21 protein-coding genes are annotated in these 23,158 nt (G+C 56.0%); 5 read left to right on the top strand and 16 right to left on the bottom strand.

Features of this window, described 5'->3' with window-relative positions:
* The first annotated feature begins 19 nt into the window (after positions 1-19).
* Entirely contained in the window at positions 20-835 is an 816-nt protein-coding gene (locus AB1644_06845) for an arylamine N-acetyltransferase (protein ID MEW6050765.1), read from the top strand.
* 13 nt (positions 836-848) lie between these two features.
* Here AB1644_06845 and AB1644_06840 read toward each other — a convergent pair whose 3' ends face one another.
* Positions 849-2,459, bottom strand: a complete 1,611-nt coding sequence (locus AB1644_06840; protein ID MEW6050764.1) for a transglutaminase domain-containing protein — start codon at positions 2,457-2,459, stop codon at positions 849-851.
* A gap of 281 nt (positions 2,460-2,740) precedes the next feature.
* Here AB1644_06840 and fbaA point away from each other — a divergent pair, with 281 nt between their 5' ends.
* Positions 2,741-3,772, top strand: coding sequence for a class II fructose-bisphosphate aldolase (fbaA, locus tag AB1644_06835; protein MEW6050763.1), 1,032 nt, complete (start codon positions 2,741-2,743; stop codon positions 3,770-3,772).
* Positions 3,773-3,849: 77 nt separating this feature from the next.
* Here the strand turns inward: fbaA and AB1644_06830 are convergent, their stop codons facing one another.
* The 15 genes from AB1644_06830 to gcvT form a co-directional block, all read right to left on the bottom strand.
* A complete protein-coding gene (locus AB1644_06830; GenBank protein ID MEW6050762.1) occupies positions 3,850-4,422 on the bottom strand; it encodes a YdeI/OmpD-associated family protein in 573 nt (190 codons plus the stop codon).
* Positions 4,419-5,069, bottom strand: coding sequence for an endonuclease III (nth, locus tag AB1644_06825; protein ID MEW6050761.1), 651 nt, complete (start codon positions 5,067-5,069; stop codon positions 4,419-4,421). Before nth ends, AB1644_06830 begins: the two co-directional genes overlap by 4 nt.
* 3 nt (positions 5,070-5,072) lie before the next feature.
* The gene (gene prmC / locus AB1644_06820) at positions 5,073-5,936 is read right to left on the bottom strand and encodes a peptide chain release factor N(5)-glutamine methyltransferase (GenBank protein ID MEW6050760.1); all 864 of its coding nucleotides are present in this window, start codon (positions 5,934-5,936) and stop codon (positions 5,073-5,075) included.
* Positions 5,933-6,898, bottom strand: coding sequence for a hypothetical protein (locus tag AB1644_06815; protein MEW6050759.1), 966 nt, complete (start codon positions 6,896-6,898; stop codon positions 5,933-5,935). Before AB1644_06815 ends, prmC begins: the two co-directional genes overlap by 4 nt.
* 14 nt (positions 6,899-6,912) lie before the next feature.
* A complete protein-coding gene (prfA, locus tag AB1644_06810; protein ID MEW6050758.1) occupies positions 6,913-7,986 on the bottom strand; it encodes a peptide chain release factor 1 in 1,074 nt (357 codons plus the stop codon).
* Positions 7,987-8,065: 79 nt separating this feature from the next.
* A complete protein-coding gene (locus tag AB1644_06805) occupies positions 8,066-9,034 on the bottom strand; it encodes a DUF1385 domain-containing protein (protein ID MEW6050757.1) in 969 nt (322 codons plus the stop codon).
* 152 nt (positions 9,035-9,186) lie between these two features.
* On the bottom strand, positions 9,187-9,396 hold the full coding sequence (gene rpmE / locus AB1644_06800; GenBank protein MEW6050756.1) for a 50S ribosomal protein L31: 210 nt from the start codon (positions 9,394-9,396) through the stop codon (positions 9,187-9,189).
* A 202-nt stretch (positions 9,397-9,598) separates the two neighbouring features.
* Complete coding sequence (locus tag AB1644_06795) at positions 9,599-10,486, bottom strand: hypothetical protein (GenBank protein ID MEW6050755.1); 888 nt, start codon at positions 10,484-10,486, stop codon at positions 9,599-9,601.
* 107 nt (positions 10,487-10,593) lie between these two features.
* A complete protein-coding gene (locus AB1644_06790) occupies positions 10,594-11,244 on the bottom strand; it encodes a class I SAM-dependent methyltransferase (GenBank protein MEW6050754.1) in 651 nt (216 codons plus the stop codon).
* Positions 11,234-11,854, bottom strand: coding sequence for a flavodoxin family protein (locus tag AB1644_06785; protein MEW6050753.1), 621 nt, complete (start codon positions 11,852-11,854; stop codon positions 11,234-11,236). The genes AB1644_06790 and AB1644_06785 overlap by 11 nt, the downstream gene beginning before the upstream one ends.
* The gene (locus tag AB1644_06780; protein ID MEW6050752.1) at positions 11,847-13,736 is read right to left on the bottom strand and encodes an ABC-F family ATP-binding cassette domain-containing protein; all 1,890 of its coding nucleotides are present in this window, start codon (positions 13,734-13,736) and stop codon (positions 11,847-11,849) included. The genes AB1644_06785 and AB1644_06780 overlap by 8 nt, the downstream gene beginning before the upstream one ends.
* A gap of 3 nt (positions 13,737-13,739) precedes the next feature.
* Positions 13,740-15,809 (bottom strand): BatA domain-containing protein, encoded by a 2,070-nt coding sequence (locus tag AB1644_06775; protein ID MEW6050751.1) that lies wholly within the window; start codon positions 15,807-15,809, stop codon positions 13,740-13,742.
* Between the two features lie 3 nt (positions 15,810-15,812).
* On the bottom strand, positions 15,813-17,714 hold the full coding sequence (locus AB1644_06770; protein MEW6050750.1) for a hypothetical protein: 1,902 nt from the start codon (positions 17,712-17,714) through the stop codon (positions 15,813-15,815).
* A gap of 55 nt (positions 17,715-17,769) precedes the next feature.
* Complete coding sequence (locus AB1644_06765; GenBank protein ID MEW6050749.1) at positions 17,770-18,498, bottom strand: 2-phosphosulfolactate phosphatase; 729 nt, start codon at positions 18,496-18,498, stop codon at positions 17,770-17,772.
* A gap of 3 nt (positions 18,499-18,501) precedes the next feature.
* Positions 18,502-19,608 carry a glycine cleavage system aminomethyltransferase GcvT gene (gene gcvT, locus AB1644_06760; protein MEW6050748.1) on the bottom strand — a complete coding sequence of 369 codons (1,107 nt, stop codon included), beginning with the start codon at positions 19,606-19,608 and terminating at the stop codon, positions 18,502-18,504.
* A 664-nt stretch (positions 19,609-20,272) separates the two neighbouring features.
* Between gcvT and AB1644_06755 the strand changes: the two genes are divergently transcribed.
* Genes AB1644_06755 through AB1644_06745 form a run of 3 tightly spaced genes read left to right on the top strand, consistent with a single transcriptional unit; the run spans position 20,273 to position 23,101 of the window.
* Positions 20,273-20,815, top strand: coding sequence for a sigma-70 family RNA polymerase sigma factor (locus tag AB1644_06755; GenBank protein ID MEW6050747.1), 543 nt, complete (start codon positions 20,273-20,275; stop codon positions 20,813-20,815).
* Positions 20,816-20,840: 25 nt separating this feature from the next.
* On the top strand, positions 20,841-21,803 hold the full coding sequence (locus AB1644_06750) for a DUF4097 family beta strand repeat-containing protein (protein MEW6050746.1): 963 nt from the start codon (positions 20,841-20,843) through the stop codon (positions 21,801-21,803).
* Positions 21,804-21,838: 35 nt separating this feature from the next.
* A complete protein-coding gene (locus AB1644_06745) occupies positions 21,839-23,101 on the top strand; it encodes a polymer-forming cytoskeletal protein (protein MEW6050745.1) in 1,263 nt (420 codons plus the stop codon).
* Positions 23,102-23,158 lie beyond the last annotated feature (57 nt).

Genomic DNA, 23,158 nt, shown 5'->3' with positions numbered 1-23,158 from the left:
ACTTATTCTCTTCGTGACCATGAGCGACACCGGGCTGTTTGGAACATATCTCTCTGTACTCGGTTTGTCGAAGGAGCCGCCGAACCGGAATTATCTTACCCGGCTCGTCCGCGCTCATCAGTATCGCGTTCCGTTTGAGAATATCTCCAAACTTCTCTATCTGAAAAGAGACGGGGTAAAAGGTATTCCCGACTTTGAGAAATTCATCGACGGAATGAAGCGCCATCATTTCGGCGGGACCTGCTATTCAAACAACCACTATCTCTGCCTTCTGCTCCGTCATCTCGGATTTGAAGCCTGCCTGAACGGGGCGGACATGCAGAATCCGGACGTTCACATTGTAATCCGGGTGAAGCTGGAGGGATGTGAATATTTTGTAGATGTGGGTTACGCTGCGCCATTCCTCGATCCCATGCCTGCGGATTCGGAATCTGACTTCGAAGTGGAGTTTGGAACGGACAGATACGTACTTCGACCGCGTGACATCGAGGACCGATCACGGATGGATCTGTATCGAAAGGGAGAACTGCTTCATGGTTATTTGGTGAAGCCGACGCCTCGTGAAATCAGCTATTTCGCACCAGCCATTGTCGATTCATACCGGGAGAGCGCCACGTTCATGAATGCATTACTGTTGACGCGCTTTGCGCACGAACGATCGGTTGTCATCTGCAATTACACGGTGACCGAGTACACCGGTGGTAAGGCAACCGTGAGCCGTGCGAAGGACAAGAGTGAGTTATGTAGTGCCATACGGCGGCACTTTGGTATTTCTGAATCGATCGCTCACGAAGCACTCCAGGAGATCAAACTTTCCGGCGATGCCTGGTCGTAAGCGGCCAATCTCCTTATTTGGTCGTCTCTCCCGGTGTCCACTCGGCGAATGACTCTACGACAATCTTGCATTTCCCTTTGGAGACCCAACGTTCGTTGGCGTTGTAGCTCCATTCGAGGAACTCGGAACCGCCTCCACCGATGGTGGTGATCAGAAAGCGGTTGTCGAGATAACCGAAGCTGTTGGCGCGGGCTTGCGGCCACGGAGAATCGCCGCCCGACGGATCTACCGGGATCCAACCGTATTTCGGCAGATATATCTCGACCCAGCGATGGAAGACGTCGTCCCAGCAGGCATCTTCGCCCCGGTGTACCACCGAGCCGACATATCGGGCAGGCAATCCGGCGGCGCGACACATGGCGATATACACGAAACTGTATTCACTGCACGAGCCGTTGCCTCTTTCGAGAACGGCGGGGGCGGTGTTCCAGCCTCCCACACGCTCGTATTCGAGATGCTCGATGAGATAGTTGAAGATGCGGCGACCGATCCAATACGGATTGGTCTCGCTGCCGACTGCCGCTTTGAGCGCCTCCTGAATGGTGAGGCTCGTATCGGAGAATTTGATGTCATCGGCCAGGTATTTCGAGCGGATATCGGCGGGGATATCTTCGAGTTTTCCCACTTTGTCGGGAAAAACAAAATAGCGGACACGGAAGAGCTCGGCATTGACCCTCATGGTCACTGACGGCTGGGCACCGGCGCCGAGATTTGCGAAATCAAAGCGCGCCACCTCCTGTCCCCATTTGTCTTTCACTATATCAGTCGGCTGGGGGTCATATTGGATCTTTCCGAGCAACTGTTGAAAATCAAGGTCGTGTGGTATCGCCAGATACGTGTGCAGGGTGGTGACACTGTCCGGTCCGAAATTTCGTACCTGATGCACGAATTCGATTGACGCTTTGCGGCTTTCCCGCCTGGCGAACGGGACGCCGTCGTCGACCACCAGTTGGTGGATACGATCTGACTGATAGTCGACCACCCACAGGTTCTTGCGGTCGAAAGCGAGCCCGCTTGGGTATTTGCCGGGTGAAGAAAGTGTGATCACAACGTCGCCCCGGTCCGGCGTAAGCATATAGATCTCGTCACGAAAGTGATCGACCGCCCAGAGATAACGTGAGTAGAAAGTCAGATCGGAACTGTTCGCAGTTGGAGAGGGGATGGAGACAATGGTAGTGCCGTCGGACGGGTCGATCTTATGGAGCTTGTCAGCGGCCATATCAGCGACCCACAGATAGGCGCCGTCCCAGGCAAGCCCTTCCGGCTGTTCCACCGGAGAGCTGATGGTCCATTCGGTCAAACGCGTCGTTGGATTGACTGCGTAGAGCAGTGATGTCTCGGCATCGGCGCACCAGATCCGTTTCCCGTCCCATGCAATGGCGGTTGGGGCATAGCCCGGTGTCGACAGCGAATCGACTACGTGGCCGTCTTTCGGATCGATTTGATAGAGCTGATCGTTGCGGCGGTCACAAGACCAGAGGTGCTTGCCGTCGAAGGCCAGCCCCTGTGTGTAGCCGGAAGGAGTCGCAATCGACCTGAGGGTATCTCCCGGAGCGGCGACTGTCTGCATCGCGAATATTGCCGGTAGTGCTGTCAGGAGCGCAAGAATCACTCGAAGGCGCATAGTACTCTCCTTACAATAGTATATGTTTTGCTTGTCGCGAATCGACGGATGGCGGATATACGCGAACATCGTTACAGATATCCACGACCTTGGTGACGGGTCGGAGTGCATTTTCCGCCAATAAATCTCAAGGGAGTGTCAAGTCAAGCCCAAAGCGGTCCTTTGCGGGTCTGTTACAATGCTTGACTTTGGAGGCAGTTCACGTAACCTTTTGACCAGTTTTAAGAGAAGAGATACGGCGGGGCACCCGGCGCCCGCACGATGTAGCGAGGAGAGATACTATGCCAGTTGTCACACCCGAGATTTATGCGAAGATGCTCGATGCCGCTCAGGCCGGAGGCTACGCCTACCCGGCCATCAATGTAACCTCGACCGAGACCTGCAACGCTGCGTTGAAGGGATTCGCCGATGTAGGCTCCGATGGAATTATTCAGGTCTCGACCGGCGGTGGCGAGTTCGCATCCGGCACCGCGGTAAAGGATACGGTAATGGGAGCGATTACGCTCGCCGAGCATGTGCATCGGATGGCGGCAAAGTACAATATCTATGTAGCCTTGCATACCGACCACTGCGCACCGGAGAAACTGGACAAGTTCATGGTGCCGTTGATTAAGGAGACCGCACGCCGCCGCGCGGCAGGGCAGGGGAACCTGTTCCAGTCGCATATGTTCGACGGCAGTTCCTGGCCGACCAAAGAGAATCTGGCCAAGTCGGTCGAGCTGCTCAAGATGTGTAAAGAGAACCAGATTATTCTCGAAGTGGAGATCGGCGTGGTCGGCGGTGAGGAAGACGGTGTGGACACGTCGGGCGCTCCAAAAGCCAAACTGTACACGACGCCGGAGGATATGGTTGAAGTGTACAAAGCGCTCAGCCCGATAGGAGGGCGGTATATGCTGGCGGCGACATTCGGCAACGTGCATGGCATTTACAAACCAGGGAACGTAGTGCTCAAGCCAAAGATTCTGAAAGAGGGGCAGGATGCGGTAGTGAAGCAGTTCGGGCCGAAGGCATACTTTGACCTGGTATTTCACGGCGGTTCAGGTTCCGAGCTTTCGGACATTCATGAGACGTTGGAGTACGGCGTGGTGAAGATGAACATCGACACCGATACGCAATACTGGTTCACCGAGGCAATAGTGAAGCATGTGGACGAGAACCGGAAGGTCCTGCTTCATACCAAGGATGAGGTGGCTGACAAGAAGAAGTTCGACCCGAGGTCGTATCTGAAAGAAGCTGAAAAGAACATGGCGAAGAGAGTGTCACAAGGGTGCAAGGACCTGAAGTCTGACGGGAAGACGCTGTACAAGGGGTAGGGAATTTCGTAATCGAGAGTGGAGTCAGGCCTGAATTGGGCCTGACTTTTTCATGCGTGTCGGGCTCGGTGTTGGGATCACTTCATCAGGCCCTTGACATTGCGTGCAATGAGGGAGACAGCTTCGGCGATGCGGCCGCTGCGCGTTTCCGGTCGCTTGGCGCTGATGATCCAAACGACGTAGCGGCGGCGGTATCCCGGTGCGAAAGACTGCCAGTTGCGCCAGGCAGTTTTGTTCCGTTTTAACGCGGCTTTGAGATCGTCGGGCCCTGTGTCCCCCACGGTGCGATACAAGGGGACAGCCGTCGTCGCATCGGAATCAAGGGCATTCCCAAGCACCCTCAGACCAGCGGGTGTCATTTTCTTTTCGGCGATCATTTTGTGGGCGCGGCTTTTGTTCAGCAGAGACCATTTGCTGCCGGGGCGGCGCGGGGTAAATCGTTGGATGTACTTTTCGTTATCCACACGTTTCAGAATAGAATCGATCCAGCCAAAGCAGAGGGCTTCTTCGACCGCTTCGGCATAGGTGACGCAAGGTGTATCGGTGTGTCGCTTATAGAAAACGAGCCAGACACCCTCTTTTGTGCAGTGGTGGTGCTTGAGCCAGGATCGCCAGGCAGCACGGGATTTGGCGTAATATTGATCGGTCATAGTTTGGCGCTCGGGCACAACTTTTTCAATACACAGTTGGGGCAGTCCGGTGTGCGGGCTTTACAGGTGGCGCGACCGTGGTAGATCAGTAGATGTGAGTAGGCGATCCAATCCTCAGCCGCGATTATCTTCATAAGTTCGCGTTCGATTTTGGCAGGGTCATTCTTGCGCGTGAATCCGAGCAGGCGGCTGATGCGGCCGACGTGCGTATCCACCACGATTCCCTCGGCCAAGCCAAATCCGGCGCCAAGAATCACCGAGGCAGTCTTGCGGCCGACGCCTTTTAATTTGGTCAACTCATCAATCGTGCGTGGCATAACGCCACCATGTCGCTCGATAAGTTGCTGCGCCGATTCTTTGATAGCTTTGGCCTTGTTCTTGAAAAAGCCGGTGGTGTAGACCATCTGCTCCAGGTCGGCAAGTTCGGCGCCGGCGAAATTCTCGACTGTCTGGTACTTTTCAAAAAGGTCGGGAGTGACCATATTGACTCGCTCGTCGGTACATTGTGCCGACAGAATGGTGGCGACCATCAATTGATGCGGTGTGCCAAAATCCAGCGAGCACTTGGCGTCAGGATACTGCTTTTTCAACAGTGCCACGATCTTAACGGCGCGTTTTTTCAGATCGGCGAGGGATTCAGCAGGCATAATTCACTCATCACATGATAGCATGACCACGCGGTCAATATCGTTGAGGTCTTTGAGAATCACGATCGATTTGAAGCGAGAATCTTGCTCGGTCAATTGCGCCACCCGCTCAGCCTGGTTGTATCCTATTTCGAACATGAGGCGGCCATGCCCGGCAAGAAAGAGGGGCGCTTCCTTCAGGATCTGCTTCACGGCATTGAGCCCCTCTTCGCCGGAGGTCAGCGCGAGCTTGGGGTCCGCCATCACTTCGGGGGGCAAATGCTTGTACTCTTCATCGGAGATATACGGGGGATTGGAAAGGATGAGATCAAATCGTTCGTCAGCATGCACGGCGGCAAAGAAGTCGGAATGGCGGAATTCGATCCGGTCCGAACCGCCAAGCATGAGGGCGTTCTGTCTCGCGACGGCAATGGCATCGGGCGAGAGATCAAGGGCCACAACAGAGCAATTCGGCAGTTCGTTCGCCAGAGTCACGGAGATCACTCCTGAACCTACGCCGATATCAAGAATGCGAGGGCGTATGTACTTCTGTCGTCGGGCATAACCGATCGCCGCCTCGCACAGAAGCTCCGTCTCAGGTGTGGGAACCATCACCGCGGGATTGACGCTGAAGCGCCTCCCGTAGAACCAGGATTCACCCAAGATATACTGAAGGGGGTAGCGGGTCGCCCGGCGTTCTAATATGGCGTCGAAGCGCTCAAGCAGGTCATCGGTGAGAGCGGAGTAGCCATTGAGAAAAAGCTGAAGCCGGTCGCAGTTCAGCAAGTAGCACAATATCAGTTCGACTTCGGCTTTACCTGCCTTGATACCGACGGCTTCCAGCACACGAGCCTTTTCGGTGATGAATCGGAGGAGCAGGACGTTCACGCCTCGCTCCGTTTCATCCGAAGATAACTGAAGAGGTAGAGCAACGCCAATGCCGCAATGAAGCTGTAACAGACAGCATATGTCAGGGCCGGCGAGAACTGTATGGAGTGCGGTATCAAATAGATGCCGAGCATCAGGAGAAAGGCGGCAACACCGAGACAGCCGACCGTTTTGGGAGTAAAGAGGTCGCGCCCGAACCTGCGATTGGTGAGTGAGCCTACAGTAGAAGCTGTCACGAATAGAAGAAACAGCAGGAGGATCTGTGTCTTGTTGTCGGTGGCATCGGTGCCGAATGGCACCCCTTCCCAGATGACATTGAAAGCGTAGTAGTTCATGGCGAAGCCAAACGGATAGCCGCCGATGAACGCGAAGAGCGTGGCGAAGGCGAAGAGAATCGCCATCGGTCGTACATCCGCGCTACCCCCGACGAGACGCCAGGCATATAAAAATGCCATTGAAACGCAGAAGACGGTGCCAAACATCAGACCGATATGCGTGACCAGCACGAACAAGGGGACCCGGCCGATGTATTTCATCTCAAATGGTGCGCCATTGTCTTGAAGTAACTGTGCCTTGATATTGTCGGTGTTATCCGTGACTTCAACGAAATAGAGGAGCTTATCGCCGCGCGTACCTGCATTCACCTCGATGGAGTAGACACCCTCTGCGGAATCAAACGGTGTCATCACCCTGGACTGATACCGGGCCAAGTCACTCGCAGTGGTCGAATTGCCTTCGGCGAAGCGGAGAACCGGGGTCAGGTCCGAGCTGTTCGCAGCAGCAACCTTGACACTTACTCTGGCGGTGCCGTTCTCCGGTCCTTTGGTGGCCGTGTACATTTCGAGCGTGATGCCGTTCGTACTCCGGATGACCAGCTCAGGACGGCCGCGTGAGGTCTCGCGTGCGATGCGCAGCATGATTACAGTCAAAATGATAGCTCCGATGACCCTAATGTATTTCATTGATGCAAAACCCCTCAGACGTGAGCTTCCAATTTGAGCCGCTCCTCCTGATCGTGCTGCTGAAGCGGTTCGATCAACGGATCGAGATTGCCGTTGAGAATATCCGGAAGTTGGTAGATGGTCAGATTGATGCGATGGTCGGTGACGCGACTTTGAGGGAAGTTGTACGTGCGAATCTTGGCGGAGCGGTCACCCGTGGAGACCATGGAGCGACGCTCGGCGGCGATCTTTGCCTCACGCTCGGCCATCATGCGGTCGTACAGACGGGCTCGCAGCACTTTTAGCGCCTTGACCTTATTCTTCAACTGCGATTTCTCATCCTGGCAAGTGACCACGAGTCCGGTAGGATGGTGCGTTATACGGACTGCGGAATCGGTAGTGTTGACGGATTGCCCGCCCGGTCCCGACGAGCGGTAGACATCGACTTTGATTTCGTTTTCTTTGATTTCGATATCGATTTCCTCGGCTTCGGGGAAGACGGCCACAGTCACGGCCGAGGTGTGAATCCGCCCCTGTGTTTCGGTGGCCGGTACGCGTTGGACACGATGAACACCGGATTCGTACTTCATGGTACCGTAGGCGTTTTCGCCATCGAGCGAGAAGATGATTTCCTTGAATCCCCCCAATCCGGATTCGCTGGAGCTGAGGATTTCCATCTTCCAGTTCTTGCCGTCGGCGTAGCGCTGGTACATCCGGTAGATGTCGGCTGCGAACAGGCCGGCTTCATCACCGCCGGTACCGGCACGAATTTCAACTATAGCGGCCTTGGCGTCTTCGGGGTCTCGAGGGAGAAGTTTCAGCTTGAACTCGTTCTCGAGTTCGTTGCTCTGCGTTTCGTACTGCACCAACTCCTCACGAGCCATGGCCAACAGTTCGTCGTCGCTGCTGGTCTTGAGTATCTCGCGGGCTTCGTCGAGCGCGGTCTTCACTTTGCGGTAACGCCGACCGACGTCCAGAATCGAGACGATACCCCTCCGTTCGCGATTGAGCTCAATCAGCTTGCGCCGGTCGTTGACATTGGCCGGGTCAGCCATCGCCTCATCAAGCGCGATCAGACGCTGTTCCAGTTTTTCAACTATATCAAGCATGTGTGTACCACATTATCTATTTGAGGTTCGAATAAACAGAATAGGAGTGAAAGAAGCAAGATAGTGAGGGACCGGGTCCCTACGAGTGGGCGGTAACCTTGGAGGTCACGCGGGATTCGGAGACACCGAGCGCCGCTTCCATGGCGGCTATCGCCACCTCAAGCTGGTCGAGCGAGGGCTCTTTGGTGGTGATTTTCTGCAGCCAGAGGCCGGGGCGGATAAGCACTTTGGTGATAGTATTGTCGCGAGTCCGGCCGGAGAGTTTGAGCAGTTCGTACGAGCCGCCCGACACCAGCGGCAGCAGGCTGAGGTGGACAGCGAACCTCACCAGTAGTTGCGGGGGATGACCGGTGATCACGGCAAAGAGTGTATCCGATATGGCGTACACTGCGATGGCCGACAAAGCGACAATCAGAATAAACGATGTCCCACAGCGCGGATGAAAACGGGTGTGAGTTGCGGCCCGCTCCGGAGTTAGTTCATCGCCCACTTCATAGGCATATATCGATTTGTGTTCGGCGCCGTGATACTGGAATATCCGATTGAACTCCTTGAACAGCGAAATGAGCCAGACATATATGACGAACATGCTCAGCCGAATGGCACCGGCCAAGAGATTAAACCCAAGTGCGTCCGTCTGAATCCCGAGCAGATTGGCGATCGCCAGCGGCAGAAAGAAGAACACCGCGATGCCGATTCCCAAGGCGGCAATGGCCGTGAAGGTAAGGTAGAGGGGATTGGACTTCTTGGTGGCTTCCCGGTACACTTCCCCTTTCAGTCTGGCTTCTTCTTTTTCGATCTCTTTGACAGCGATATCGGCCGAGAAGTTCAGCGTTCTGATCCCCAGCACCAGCATCTCGAAGAAGGCAATGGCGCCCCGAACGATGGGCAGGCCGAGCGACTTGTTTCGGCTGGTCACCGAAACGAACGGCTCTGTCTTGACTATGATTTCACCGCTGGGAATACGGACGGCGGTCGCGACGCGATCTTTGGACCGCATCATGACGCCCTCAATAACGGCTTGTCCGCCGACATTAAGATCGGGCATAGGTGATTTCTGTCAGACTCCTAATAGCTATCGTCCAAAACCGCACGAGCCTTGGCCGGTACAACAAGCAATTAACGTCTCAAGTTTCCTGGCGGTTTCATAGACAATACGCAGCCCGCCCCCGTGATGCGAAAGAATTCTGTGCGGCTGACCTATTTCTTTGGGGTCTGACCGTATTTGCGGCGGAACCGCTCGACACGGCCGGCCGTATCTAGGAGCTTCTGCTTGCCCGTAAAATACGGGTGGCAATTGGCGCAGATCTCGACACTTATCGCCTTCCGCGTGGAGCGCGTGGGGTAGGTCGCTCCGCAGGCGCACGTGATCGTGAGTTCCTTGTAATCGGGGTGGATGCCGGGTTTCATGTAATCGGTAGCCTCTATTCTCAATTCACAATCTTCAAACGTTTAGAACAAAACCGGGTTCCAACCTGACAGGCGATCCCGGTAAACAGCTAATATATTTGCCCTCCCCAGAAAAGGCAAGGAGAGATTCAGGCCCGGTTAAGATATGCCGTCAAGCCTATCCCATTGCACGACAATCGATTTTGTCGACGCCCTCACTCGGTCACGGCTCATAGTACTGACGGCATGACACGGGACAAGCGGGCAAGTCTGAGGAACTGAACAGGAAATCCACAATTTTCGTTAAGTCCGAAAGATCCACGACCCCATCGCCGCTACCGTCAACGTTGTTTTCTTCAGGACAGCTCGAAATCTGACCGCTGCCGAACAGATAGTCCACAAGCGCCGACAGGTCAGAAACGTCCGTGATATCGCCCGGGTCACCGTCGACGTTACCGGTGGTCGCGCTACAGCAGCCGCAGCCGACAGGCGCAGCCTTCCCGGCTACGCGCTTGCACGGCAAATGGTAGATTGTCAAACAGTAGGGACCTCCCCACGCTGGAGCAACTGTAACGCCTCCCTGGGCAGCCCATTTCCATGTACCGGCCGGTCGGAACCAGGCGGAGTCAATGCAGAGGTGATGGCCGCTTTGGTAGTCATCGAACGAGCCTATTCGGATGCCGTAGGGAACACCATTGAAGCCGGGTGGCAACCCTGCCCCAAGAATCCTGGTACCGATGATTCCAATGGTATCAGCATCTGGGGCGCCATTGCCGTCAAACACATTCATGGCGAAGTTCAGGTCCCAATTCGATCTCGGAATCTCACCGTTCAGAGTGTCCCCGCGTACTGGTCCGCTCCAGGTGGCACCATCCGGGGAGTAAATCTCGAATCCATTGACGATGTTCCAACTGACGATTGGGTCCGGGTTCTCGTAGCGCAAGAAAAGAGTAATCTGTTCTCCAGTGAGGAGACTGTCAGGTACACCACTCCCGTTCCGCCACACGCCGCATCCTCCGGCAAAGGAGATTCGTTGGGCGGTCAGTACCGAAGGTAGAAGAATCAGCAAAACTACAATTGCCAGGACGGAGTGGTTGAATCGATTCGCCATAGCGCCTCCACAACGACAGACTATCGCTAAGCTACAATCAAGTATAGCGAACATCGCCACCCATGTCAATGATTTTCAGGAGGCAGAGTTCTGTCGCCCGACCGGAATTATCGAGCCAATTGAACCGACCAATAGTATGTTTTGTAAATCATCCGGATGATCCGGAAGCGACGAGAAAACAGCGAGAGTAAATCTTGTTCTGAGAAGTAGTTTTTGAGTATGACATATCGCTCACCATTGTCGAGGAAGCGCTGCTTGTAGTTGTTTCCGAATTCGTCTGTGCCGATCGTTTGGTGGCCCGACCCCTCGGCCGGAGGGTTGTTGTCGATCATCCAGATCAAGCCGTTATCGGTTACACAATGAGCGTATAGATCAAAGAGCTTGTCATATTCCTGTCGCGGCTGATGCGAGAACCAGAACCCCACGGCGATCAGGTCAAAGGCGTGGTCTGGCCACTGGCGTGAGAACATATCCCCCTGGACAAACTCGACCGGACAGCCAAGCGGTTTCTTCTTTGCTTCGGACAGCATTTCCGGCGAAATGTCGATGGCGGTGACCTGCCGAGCGGTTTCGGACAGCACCTGAGTCCAATAGCCGGTACCACAGGCGAGCTCGAGCACGGTCTTGCCGGAGGCAAGGGAACGGAGGCGGATGACTTCGTCGGCCAATTCCTGGCGACGCTCGGGGACTTCGCGGTAATATATCTGCTCGTATTCGGCAGCCCGAGCACGGTAATAATTCACGGTGTCATGCTTCATGTGTCTTTGCCAGCAATGAGGCGAGATGTTTTCCTGTCTCCTGTGCCCGGTTGAGTGCCTCGCGGTCCTCTTTCACGGTACCGATACGGTTGTCATCGGTTGTTGCATACGTAACCACGCCCTCGTTGGTTACCTCGATCCATTTGAAGAAACCGGCAATGGAACGACGCGCGCCCTCCATCCACTGATTCGCTCCACCCACCAGCACTATCGCGCCGGGGCGTTTTCGCTTAAGGCGCTTGACGAAATGGTGGTTGGGCTGGGTGTCATCGAAATCGACCGGCCGGAAACAGTTGCAGCGATCCATAAACGCTTTCGCCTGAGCCGAGACCGAATCGAAATAGATCGGGGAGCCGAACAGCAGGCAGTCACACTCGGCAACGAGACTGTACACTTTATCGAGATCGTCGTGAAAGAAGCACCAGTCCGGAGTTGGCGCTTTGCCGCACGCCTGGCACGGGATGAACTTCATATCGTTTAGTTTCACGAAAGTCGACTCAATTCGGTCCGACGGCAGGTTCCCCACAATGGCACCTTCGATTTCGTGAAGCAGGATGTCGGTTGAACTACCGACAACCGGCGATCCCGAGACAACGAGCAGTTTAATCAAAGCTCATCCCCTCCAGTTCTTCGAGTGCGGCGTACAGATCGAGAATTTCCTTCTCGACTTCCTTCTTGCGCTCGGAGGCCCGTTGGAGAGCTTCCCAGTCGTGGCGAGGGATATCGCGCGCGATTCCGCTTTCCAGTTGTTCGAGTTCTTTCTCCAGGTCGGCGAGTTTCGACTTGCTCGACAGGAGTTGCTTTTTATGTCGGGCCTTTCGTTTGGACTGCTCACGGAAATCATCAAACGCCCGTTTCTTCGAACTGTCTTTAGTCTTAGGAGCGGCGGCTGGTTCGATTGGCTTTGTCTTCTCCGCGAAATAACTGTAATTGCCGTTGTACGGTGTCACACTACCGTCGTTGACATGGAGTATGCGACTGGTCACCCGGTCAAGAAAGAACCGATCGTGGCTCACAATCAAACAGGTGCCGTCATAGTTGCCCAGCGCAGTTTCAAGCGCCTCGCGGGCGTCTATATCCAGATGGTTGGTGGGTTCGTCGAGAATGACAAAGTTGGCTGGGCGGTATAAGAGCCGCGCCAGGCAAAGTTTGGTCTTCTCGCCACCCGAGAGAGCAGCGACAGCTTTGAGGACGTCCTCGCCCGTGAATCCAAAGCGCGCCAGCGCGGAGCGGATCTTGCCGACCTCGGCCGATGGATCCAACTCCCACAGATTGTCCAAAACCGTGGCCTCGTAGTTCAGGTCCGATAGCTCCTGATCGAAATAGGCGACATCGACGTTGCTCCCGAGTCGAAGCGTGCCGGCCATCGGTTCGAGTTCGCCGAGCAATGCTTTGAGGATGGTGGATTTACCGGAGCCGTTACGTCCGATCAAACCAACCTTGTCACCGCGGTACAGATCGAACGTGATATCTTCCACGACCGTCCTCGATCCGTAGCCGAGAGATATACTGTCGGCGGCAAGCACATGATTAAACGAGCGACCCGATGAACTGACCTTGATCAGGGGTCCGCGACCATCGGACCGGGGCGCCTCGATACGTTTGATGCGGGCGAGATATTTCAGTTTGGATTGCGCCTGTTTGGTCTTCTGGCCCGCCATGTTGCGGCGCACGAACTCCTCCAGTCGCTTGATCTCCTCCTGCTGATAGGCGTACTTGTGCGCCTGCTGCGCCCGTCGCTCGTGGCGTTCACTCAGATATCTCTCAAAGCCGTTGTAGTAGAACTCGAGCGTGCCGAATCCCACCTCCCACACACGGTCGACCGTGGTGGTCAAAAAGGTGCGGTCGTGTGACACAATGATATACGCTTTATTGAGCTGCTTGAGATAATTCTCGAGCCAGGTGGTGGATTCGATATCGAGGTGGTTAGTGGGCTCATCGAGGAGCAAAAGGTTCCCGTTACCGGCCAACAGGCGGGCCAGCCCGGCGCGATTCTTCTCGCCGCCAGAGAGGTTGCGGAGCGGATCGTGATGGCGAACGGGCGCAAAACCGAGCCCTTCGAGAATAATGCGCACCTCGTTTTCGAACAGGTGCCCTCGCGCGGACTCGAACGTGTGCTGAATCGTTCCGAGTCTGGTCAGGCTTTCGCCGTCATGAGGGAAATGAGCCAGATGCTGCTCAAGTTCCCGTATCTCTCGCTGCATATCGAGGAGGTCCTGTCGCGCGGCCGAGACGAACTCGTGGAGAGTCTGGTCAAGGTATTCCGTTTTTTCCTGTTCCACATAATCGATCCGGCAGGCACGCGAGCGGGTGATGACACCGCTGTCCGGCTCCTGTTTGGCGGCGAGGATCTCCAGGAGGGTGGTTTTGCCCGAGCCGTTCTTCCCCACCAGTCCGATTCGGTCACTGTCCTGAACGGTGAATGAGACCCTGCCCATCAGGACCTGATCCTTGAATTTCTTGCTGATATATTCGGCGGCGAGGAGCGTCATAGGTCACTCCTCGGGAGGCGCACCTCGCGCCAGCAACATCTCAAGGGCGAGGAAAAGAACGGCGCCCCAGAGGAACAACTGCCATAGTTCTCGACCGAACCGGAACGAGGCAATGGCCGCTTCCATCGGCGCGCCGGTAGTGAGTTGATTGGCTGATGCGGCGCCGATGGCCGAGGTAAACTGGTCCATGTCGGCGGCAGTCAGATCGCATTCCGCCGGTTTGAGATTGACCGCAAAGCGATCCACTTCCTGACTCACATAACGGAGAGAATAGATGCCGGGAAGCTGCGTTGGTTTGGCATTAACCGTGACAGCGCCCGGGGAGTCTTCGGGTGAAAGCGAGTATTCCATGTTATCGGGCGACGTCATCTGCAGCGAATATGCGGGCGCTCCGCGAAGCATGGGCGATCTGATGATATTGCCGCCGACAAACAGGCGCGTTTCGAGTGACGAAAGGTCCGAAGCGAGGTACTCCACGATCCGGGAAACAAACGGTACAAAGAACGCCTGGCCGGGGAGGTCGGTGTAGTCTGGTATCATGGGAGCAGTAAAGGTTATCACTCTGCCACTGCCGAATTGATTCTCGACGAGAGCCGGCCGACTGCCGGTGAACTCGGCCAATTCGCGGCTCTGGCCTACGAGTCGCGGCTTTGGCAACGTGAAGAACTTGATCTCCGGCGGCTTGCTCTTCTCGAAACCGAACAGCGAAAAAACCGGATGTGCCATAGTAAAAGACTGAAATGAATAATAACCGGCCCGGGTGAAAGTCGCCCGTACCGGCTCATCGAACATCACGCCGGTCATGTCGGACCACAGGCTGTTGAAATCTCCGATCGGGCTGTCGGCGCCGTACACAACAAACGCCCCTTTGCCGCTCATCACAAAACTCTTGATACGTTCATCGAAGGGAGCGGCGAGCCGTGGCGCTCCGGCCAGCACGACCACATCGTAGCCGGAGAGATCCACCCCTGAGAGTTCATCGGGGGCGGCTGTCTTGACCGACCATGCCTGGGTCAGGGCGGGACTGGGAGCAAGCGCCAGACCGATATATTGCGCGGATTGATCACCATTGACAATGAGTACATTGAAGCGATCGGCGATGCGAAAGCTGAAATAATAGCGGTTGTCCCCCTGGAATTTGTCGTCAGAGATCTCGACGTACCCTGAATGAAAACCGGTCGCGGTGACCGCGTGGGTGAACCGCACCGTGGCCTCGGCATTTCCGCCGACTCGAAAACTGGTCTGTGCGACGCGTCGGTCATCGACAAAGAGTGATGCCAGCATATCGGAGCCGTCACCGGGTCCGTAGTTCTTGACGGTGGCGACGAGACTGAAATCAAGGCCGGGCTGAATCAATTGTCCGCCAAAATCGACCGAGACAATCCCAATGTTGTCGTTTACTTCTAAAGGAAGGTCCACCACATAGACGCGGGCGGCGGAGTCGATGGGGAGCTGTTTGTCCGGCAGTGAATGGCGCTGCTGGTCGCTCACGATGTACAGTTCGCGATTCAGGTGCGCCGCCGAAGTCAGGAGATCCACAGCGCTTTGCAGCGTGGTCTGGAAATCAGCTTCGCCATATCCCACCTGTGTCTGTTCCAGTTGTTCCAATGCAACCGCTGCCGAGCCGAACGCCTGCGGCGTTACCTGCTCGGATCGACGGCACAGCGGCATGAGTACGATCTGGTCAGCCTGTCCAAAAGTCTGCAATAGCTCATACGTGCGTTTCTTGGCGATATCGAAGAGGTTGCCATCGGTGACGTACCGATTCATCGAGGCCGAATTGTCCAGCAGAACGACGGCGGCTACTGATGCGTGCGATCCGACTGTCCCGCTCTTGGTCGTGGGGCGGGCAAACGCCAGGACAACGGCGAGGATAACGAGCATACGAAGGAGCAAGAGCAACAACTGTCTGATCTTGAGCCGGCGTACCTGCCGCTTCTGCATTGCCTTCAGGTGCCGCACCGATGAGAAGTCCACGACTTTGACCCGCCGCCGTGAAAAGAGATGAATGATGAGCGGGATCAGCGCCGCCAGAGCGGCGAACAGCACGGAACCATTGAGAAAGCTGAACATCGGTTATCGTGTGTAGGGGTGGTCCAGGTACCGGCGCGCCTCGCGCTGGTGGTAGTCGGCGCTCGGGAGCGTGACGACTTTGCCGTAGAAATCCCGCGCGGCGTTTCGCTCGCCCCTGAGGTCGGCGGCTTTGCCGAGCAACAGGTTGATCATGCCCAGAAAGAAAGGTCTCGTTTCGAGATACTCGGCAGAAACCAGGTAGTCAACGGCGTTGCCGGTGTCGCCGAGCCCCAGGTAGGCGGCTCCGATCCAGAGCGACGTGATCGGCGACTGGTTGTGACTGCCGACCGTCTGTTCCCACATGCCGGCGGATTCTCGGCAGTACTGCTCGGCCTTCTTGCGGTCCTCCGGATCGCCGTCGGTAAGCAACAGGTCGGCGAGCAGAACGCGCGCCTGAGACGACGCCGACCGGTCCACCGACGAGTGAACGACTTCATCCAGGTACTTCCGGGCGGTCGAGTCATCGCCGCGAGCCCGATAGTTCACAGCGAGATTGAATTTCACGGCCTGATTGGAGGTATCGAGGTGACGGGCCCGCTGCAAGTTCGCGAAAGCTGAGTCATAGATGCCGTTCATCATTTGATATCCGGCCAAGCTCATCCGGTTGATTGTGGAAGTGGTGTCGAGATCAACAAGTTTTTCCTGGTACGAACTGGCAAGGTAGTAATTGCCCAGGCAGAAGTAGCTTCGAACCACCTGGTCCATGGCGCCAATGGAATCGGAACGGCCGTTGCACCGCGCGAGGGCCTCGAGAGCGAAGCGGTTCATCGAGAGATAATCGAACATCGCTTCGGCAAGATCGGACTGGTCCAGAAACTGCTCCCGGCGGAACGTGAGCGTGTCGAGGTAGTGCAGCCAGTCCTTTTCGAGTGTCCCTATCGTCACGCCATAAACGGTTTCGATGGCCTGTTTCAAATTCAGGTCATCAGCCTGCCGATACAACCGCAGGAAGCGGTCGATCTTGTATTGGTCGATCAGGTATCGGACGAAACTGGCCGATGTCCGGTCGGATACGATCGGTTCGGCAGTAAAGTAGTTGCGAGTGATCAGCAGCGAGTCCAGCGGCTGACGTTTGTGCTTTTTGATCAGCTCGATCATGTCGTGATTCGCCAGGGTCAGATAATTGGCGAACCCCTCGGAAAGAAACGCCGGCGCGTAACCGTAGTTGCGCAGAAGCGCCGCCTGGTTGACGATGAACGGGTCGGCCGAGTTGAAAGACTTGTTGTAAATGGCAAAGACCGCGTTGCGGGTCGGGTCGACCATCATGCCGAAGCGGGTATCCCAGATGATCGACGGCAGCCGGCAGGGGCAGAGATAGATGGCGCATTTGCCCGGCAGCGAGAAATTATTCAGGCTTCTGAAGAGACTGTATCGCTCCTCTATGATGCTCTTCACCTGGTTCCAGTAATAGTCGCCGAAACTTTTTGGCACGAAGTACAGGTCGGTATTGGTGGTGGGATCAAAATCGAAATCGTCTTTTCGATAGTGAACGTACGGACAGGCGGATGTGTCGATCGAGATGCGTTTCAGAGGGCTGATGCTCAGCGCATACTGTCCGCCCGCCTTGGCACCGATGCTGTCTACGCGAGCAGGCAGGCCGAACTCGGTCGTAAAACGGCGGGAGAACGTCTGGGGCGACTGTCCGAGAGTGATCACATGGGTCGTGAAAGAACAACTCGAAGAATCGATCTTCGTGAACTCCAGTTCCACAGAGAAGCAGGTCAGAACCCCGACCGCTCGAATCCCCTGAACGAACCTCGCCGTGTCGGTATACAACAACACCGGCCGATGCTCTGCCCTGTCCCATTGATACACCGACAGGGCCGCCTCAACGCCGGGTGCGGCGCAGGTCCGGCTGCCACCCGCAACGATCGCCAGCAACGCGATGACGATGCGCAATCTCATCTGGTGCTTATACCTGTTCCGCGGGGACGAGATCGATAAATCCGGTTTGCGTCGCTCAATGTTCATCGGCGACCAGGCGCCCCTCTTTGAGCTGCGGCACGATCGGTATTGAATCGACCGCCGCCGCCAGCTCGACATCGCCGGCAAAACCGATCGACGTCAAAAAACGGCCATGTTCACCCTGTTGAATGGTCTGGCGCAGCGCGGTCTTGTTGGTGCGATAGAGCAGGAGCGCCAACGAAGCGGCATCGTTTACCGTCACTCTCTGCCGATGCGCCGTTTCCAGCAAGTGGATAAGCATACCGCCGCACAACGTGTCCTCGATCGAGAAACTGCCTTCCTGACCCGAGCAGACGATGGTGACGTCCAGCTTCTCCGCGGCGACACGTTCGGCAACCTTCGACACGTTGACCAGGCCGCAAGAGAACACCCGGCTCGCCTTGCTGACCTTGTCAAAAATGGCAGTGCCGTTGGTGGTGGTCATGATAACGAATTTCCCTTCAACCCCTTCGCGAGTGAATTCGGCGGGAGAATTTCCAAACGTGAAGCTGTCCATTCTGACACCGTCCCGTTCGCCGGCCATGACGGTCATCTCAGAGCCGATCTTCATGCGCATTTCACCGGCTTCCCCGGGTCCGTCGGTGGGAATGATGCCCCTGGCGCCGGACAGAAGGGCGGCGCAGATCGACGTAGCGGATCGCAGCACGTCGACGACCGCCACGGTTTTGTGTTCCAGGTTGGCTTTGGCAAGTGGTACGGGAGTCAGAAAGAGATCGATCTGCATGAATTACCTGTGCGTTGCATGTTTATAAAACGGCGGTTTCACCACGGTGGCCGGGTAGGTTTTGTCCCGAATTGCGACGTCAATAATGGAGCCGATCCTGGATTTGTCCAGCGGCACATAGCCCAGGGCGATCGGTTTTTGGAGCGATGGCGAGAACGTGCCGGACGTGACCTTGCCGACCACCTTACCGTCTCCGACAATGTCGTAGCCGTGTCGCGGGAATGCTTTCCCCTCAAGTTCGAGACAGACCAACCGGCGTTTCGGTTTTTCATCACGTTGCTTCACCATCACCGGCTTGCCGATGAACTCTTTATCGAAATCGACGATCCAACTCAGACCCGCTTCAACAGGGGTGGTGGTCTTGTCAATATCGTTTCCGTAGAGCGCCATTTTCATTTCGAGGCGCAAGCTGTCACGCGCGCCAAGACCGATCAATTCCATGCCGTACTTCTTTCCGGCCGCTGTGACCGCTTCCCACAGCCGAGCACACTGGGCATTCGGAATATAGAGTTCGAAACCATCCTCCCCGGTATAGCCCGTACGGGAGAACAGCAGTTCAACACCCCCGACCATGTCAATCGCCCACGTGTAGTAGGCCATCGATTCGAGATCGTGACGGGTGAGTTCAGCCATCACCTTCTGGGCGTTCGGCCCCTGGATAGCCAACAACCCCAGTTCATCGGAGCGATTCGCCAAGTGGACGTTGCCGGATAGGTTTGATTGGAGCCACTCGAAATCTTTCTTAATGTTGGATGCGTTTACCACCAGGAAGAACCGGTCTTGCAGACGGTAGATGAGCAGATCGTCGACAATGCCGCCATCGGGATACGGCATGCAGCTGTACTGGATCTTTCCGATCTCCAGCGCGGCGACATTGTTGGTAGTGGTCTTCTGGAGGAAGGCCAGCGCGTCGGTGCCGGTCACCTCGAACTCTCCCATGTGCGAGAGGTCAAAGAGACCAACGTTGTTGCGTACGGCCAGGTGTTCTTGCGTGATTCCCTTGTACTGAACCGGCATATAAAAGCCTGCAAAATCAACCATTTTGGCGCCTGCGGCTATGTGGAAATCGCAAAAGGGAGTGCGAATCGGCTCTGCGGAACGATTATTCATAATTCTTTCTCGTCAAATACCTTAAGCAGTAGGTGCTAATAAATCCGGGGGCGCCGAATTGTCAATATCTATATCGCGTAGCGTGCAGGCGGAGGGATCAGGTTGCCCGCTCTGCGAACAGAATCTCTCCCGGCGTCAAACCAAAGTCATCAGTCGTGCGTACAGATTTTCAAGTGGATGGGCTTTCTCAACGAATACGACTTCATTGTACCTCAGCGCTTTCACACGCATGAAAGGAGGTGAAACAACATGCGTAAGTCTATGAGTGTCGTTTTAGTGGCAGCGTTCGCGCTCAGTTTCGTAATTGGGCTGATGATCACATCTGTCAAGGCGGGTCCCCCTTGCATAGCCTATTGTGTGAACGGACAGCTCAAGGTCTGTTGCCCGATCAATAACTGCAGAATTGTCGGGCCTTGCTTTGGCGACTGAGGGCTGAACGTCCGGATGTTGTTGTCGGCGGAGGCTGTGTGTCGCGGCTTCCGCCGGTCAGTCGCGCAAATTTTCCGTATCGTGTTCTGTTCCTGCATTGTCGAGATCAGCGCGCACAAACAGTTGTTGTGCTCTCCACCCGCTTCCTATTATTATGGCTCCCAACCAATTGAAACAGGCCACGCCTGTGAACGTAGAGCAAAGAAGGACCTGCTTGCAGGACGACGACGGCATTTTGATTGAAGAGGCCCTGGGCGGAAGTCAGAAAGCCTATACCTCGTTGATGGAAAAACATCGCCCGGCGATCTTTCATATTATCAACAAGATCGTTCGAAACGAGGAGACGGCCAGCGACCTTGTCCAGGAGACGTTCATGAAGGCGTTTTCGGCACTGGCGACCTACCGGTCGGAATACCGGTTTTCCACCTGGCTGTACAAAATAGCAGCCAACGCCTCGATCGACTTCCTGCGCAAGAAGAGAATCCAGGCGCTGTCGCTGGACCGTCCCCTCGAGACACACGATGGCGAGGTCGAGATCGAGGTGCCGGACTACTCGTACCATCCCGAACGGGACCTGGAGCGAAAAGAACAGAGTTTCAGCATCGAGGAGGCTATCGATTCGCTGCCGAAGAAGTACCGGGAAGTCATCGTCTACCGGCACAAGGACGATAAATCGTATGAGGAAATTGCCGACCTACTGGATATACCTGTCGGGACCGTCAAAGCGCGGATATTCCGCGCCCGGGAGCTGCTCAAGAAAAAGCTCCGGCACTTGTGATGGCCCGACGCAAGGAGGGTTTGGCATGCCTCTATGGCAAAGAGCCGCAACGACATCGGCACTCGTGCTGATTTCTGTGGCGGCGGCTGTTGCGGATGAGTTCGCGTTTGACTTTCAGAAATCCCTTGAGACGCCCGACAAGGTGTCGGTATCGATCCTGAGTCTTGAGGGGGATCTGGAGATCACGACTCACGATGAGCCGGAGGTTTTGATAACAGCCACCAAACGGATAGAGGCGTCTACGAAAGAACTGGCCTCGGAGATCGCGGGGAGGCTCGAAATTCGCGTCGTCCAATCCAACGATAAGGTGACGATCGAAACGGTTATGGGGACTATGACCAGAGAAGAACGATCGCTGTTAGCGCGACTTCTGGGCGGCAGCCACGAAGTTGTCGCGCGGATCGACTTCAACATCACTGTGCCGGTGCATTGTGACCTCTCGATCGCCAGTCAGTCGGGAACGATATCGGCCGACCAGGTAAGGGGTCCGGTCAGCGTGAAAGCGTCGTCAGCGCATATCGTGCTCAACGGTATTGAGGGGGCAGTGGATGTCGATAATGGCTCCGGAAGCACTACCGGTGAGTTGCTTTTTGGGCCGGTAACGGTGCGCCAGGCGGCCGGCACCGTTTCGCTGCAGTGGGTCGAGGGGGATATCAGGGTGAAGGCCGGCTCGGCTGACGTTGACGTAGTGCAAGAGCGAGGGGCGCTGGAAGTTGTCACCGCCAGCGGCAGTATCAATATCAAGACGAATCTCGACAGCAGCCGCGACTATTACGTACAGACAGAAAGCGGCAACATAAACCTGTTGCTTCCGGAGACATCGTCCGGCAAGTTGCATATCGGCTCGGAAGCCGGCCAGATCCGGACCGATATTCCGGTGACGCTGAAATCGCTGTCGAAGAAACAGATGGTCGGCGAGTTTGGAAGTGGCGGCGTGAGCATCACCCTGATGTCGCGTTTGGGTGACGTCTCCGTCGACCAGTTCTGAGCTGCCGACAGCTACATTGGATGTAGACGAAGATTATGAGCAAGATTGCTCGAACGGTATACCTTTCGCTTGTCGTTGGGCTCTTCGCGAGCCTGGCGGCAGTCGCGCAGAACCGTCCGGGCGCGACCGGAGATATCCACGATACCATCTTTGACGAGATCGAACTGACCGCCGAAGGAGTGACGGCGACTGATACACTCGGGAATCGGTGGCGGTACGATTTTGAAACGGACCAGTTTGTGCCCGACGAAGAGGGGCGATCGCGGTCGCCACGGTTCCCCGAAGGGGGGCGAGGACGAGAGACGAGCGCTGCGCCGGTCGAAGAACGATGCACCGATGAGCAGGTGATCAAGCCGTTTCAGCGATCGGCACTGGTCGGATACGATGAGTACGTCGATGGCGACATCATCGCCGTCGGGCGGGTGACGGTCAAAGGCTGGGTCAAAGGAGATATTCAGACTATCAATGGCCGGGTGCTCGTGACCGAGTCGGGACAGGTTGACGGAGACATCAAGGCGCCGGAGATTGTGGTTCGGCCCGGCGGCAAGGTCCTCGGCCAGCAGATCATCAGCGATCCGCTCATTGATTTCCCGACCCGCGAGTTCGGCCGTCAGTTCTCAGTCGACGGATTGATCATCGCACTTTCGCTCACTGCGTTCTTCTTGCTGGTGGGATTCATAGGGCTGTCGCTGGCCCCGCGTCAGTTCGGCAACATGGGGCGCTGTTTGAGGCAGTATCCTGTCCGTTCCACCCTGATGGGCGTCGCGATGGTCTTCCTGCTGCCGATTGTGTTCTTAGTCCTTGCCATTACCATCGTCGGGATACTCTTAATTCCGTTCCTGCCACTGTTAATGGTCATCGCAGCGGCGAGCGGCGTGGTTGCGTTTGGAACCGCCATCGGCCAACGCCTGCTCCGCCGGTGGCAGACCGGGGAAGACGGCGGCCTGTTGCAGTCACTCGGTGGTACGATTTTGTTCATGCTGCTCTGGGTGGCGGTCGCGATTCTTCTGGGGACTGGCGATGAAATCTCCCAAGGGTTCGGGATATTCTTCCTGGTTGTCGCCATCATCGTCTCGGTGCACCCGGTGTGCGGCGGTATAGGCTCTGCCGTTCTGACCAGATTTGGCGGCAGGCCATATGCCAGCTTCCGCGACCGTCACCAGATTCACGAGACCGGCGCTCCCGCTCCGGCCCCCCCGCCGATTCCAACAGCGCCGCCGTTTGTGGCCCCTCCGCCAGTCCCTCCTATCGTTCCCCGGTCTGACGTCCCCCCGCCGCTGTCATCAGACAGCAAATGACTATCCGGAAACATTGCCTGCCGCTTCCACGTAGATAAGCCAGTCGGATAATCACCG

The sequence above is a fragment of the Candidatus Zixiibacteriota bacterium genome, from assembly GCA_040753875.1.
In the GTDB taxonomy this organism is placed as follows: Bacteria; Zixibacteria; MSB-5A5; order GN15; family FEB-12; genus DATKJY01.
This window is presented reverse-complemented; position numbering and strand designations above follow the sequence as displayed.

What these genes read in the sequence shown, in the direction of transcription:
- AB1644_06815 (MEW6050759.1), bottom strand. Translation starts at nt 6,898, where the DNA reads ATGAAATACATTAGGGTCATCGGAGCTATCATTTTGACTGTAATCATG.
- AB1644_06830 (MEW6050762.1), bottom strand. Translation starts at nt 4,422, where the DNA reads ATGACCGATCAATATTACGCCAAATCCCGTGCTGCCTGGCGATCCTGG.
- AB1644_06765 (MEW6050749.1), bottom strand. Translation starts at nt 18,498, where the DNA reads ATGCAGATCGATCTCTTTCTGACTCCCGTACCACTTGCCAAAGCCAAC.
- AB1644_06795 (MEW6050755.1), bottom strand. Translation starts at nt 10,486, where the DNA reads ATGGCGAATCGATTCAACCACTCCGTCCTGGCAATTGTAGTTTTGCTG.
- AB1644_06845 (MEW6050765.1), top strand. Translation starts at nt 20, where the DNA reads ATGAGCGACACCGGGCTGTTTGGAACATATCTCTCTGTACTCGGTTTG.
- AB1644_06750 (MEW6050746.1), top strand. Translation starts at nt 20,841, where the DNA reads ATGCCTCTATGGCAAAGAGCCGCAACGACATCGGCACTCGTGCTGATT.
- AB1644_06840 (MEW6050764.1), bottom strand. Translation starts at nt 2,459, where the DNA reads ATGCGCCTTCGAGTGATTCTTGCGCTCCTGACAGCACTACCGGCAATA.
- AB1644_06745 (MEW6050745.1), top strand. Translation starts at nt 21,839, where the DNA reads ATGAGCAAGATTGCTCGAACGGTATACCTTTCGCTTGTCGTTGGGCTC.
- gcvT (MEW6050748.1), bottom strand. Translation starts at nt 19,608, where the DNA reads ATGAATAATCGTTCCGCAGAGCCGATTCGCACTCCCTTTTGCGATTTC.
- prfA (MEW6050758.1), bottom strand. Translation starts at nt 7,986, where the DNA reads ATGCTTGATATAGTTGAAAAACTGGAACAGCGTCTGATCGCGCTTGAT.
- AB1644_06775 (MEW6050751.1), bottom strand. Translation starts at nt 15,809, where the DNA reads ATGTTCAGCTTTCTCAATGGTTCCGTGCTGTTCGCCGCTCTGGCGGCG.
- AB1644_06790 (MEW6050754.1), bottom strand. Translation starts at nt 11,244, where the DNA reads ATGAAGCATGACACCGTGAATTATTACCGTGCTCGGGCTGCCGAATAC.
- AB1644_06805 (MEW6050757.1), bottom strand. Translation starts at nt 9,034, where the DNA reads ATGCCCGATCTTAATGTCGGCGGACAAGCCGTTATTGAGGGCGTCATG.
- AB1644_06770 (MEW6050750.1), bottom strand. Translation starts at nt 17,714, where the DNA reads ATGAGATTGCGCATCGTCATCGCGTTGCTGGCGATCGTTGCGGGTGGC.
- AB1644_06780 (MEW6050752.1), bottom strand. Translation starts at nt 13,736, where the DNA reads ATGACGCTCCTCGCCGCCGAATATATCAGCAAGAAATTCAAGGATCAG.
- fbaA (MEW6050763.1), top strand. Translation starts at nt 2,741, where the DNA reads ATGCCAGTTGTCACACCCGAGATTTATGCGAAGATGCTCGATGCCGCT.
- nth (MEW6050761.1), bottom strand. Translation starts at nt 5,069, where the DNA reads ATGCCTGCTGAATCCCTCGCCGATCTGAAAAAACGCGCCGTTAAGATC.
- rpmE (MEW6050756.1), bottom strand. Translation starts at nt 9,396, where the DNA reads ATGAAACCCGGCATCCACCCCGATTACAAGGAACTCACGATCACGTGC.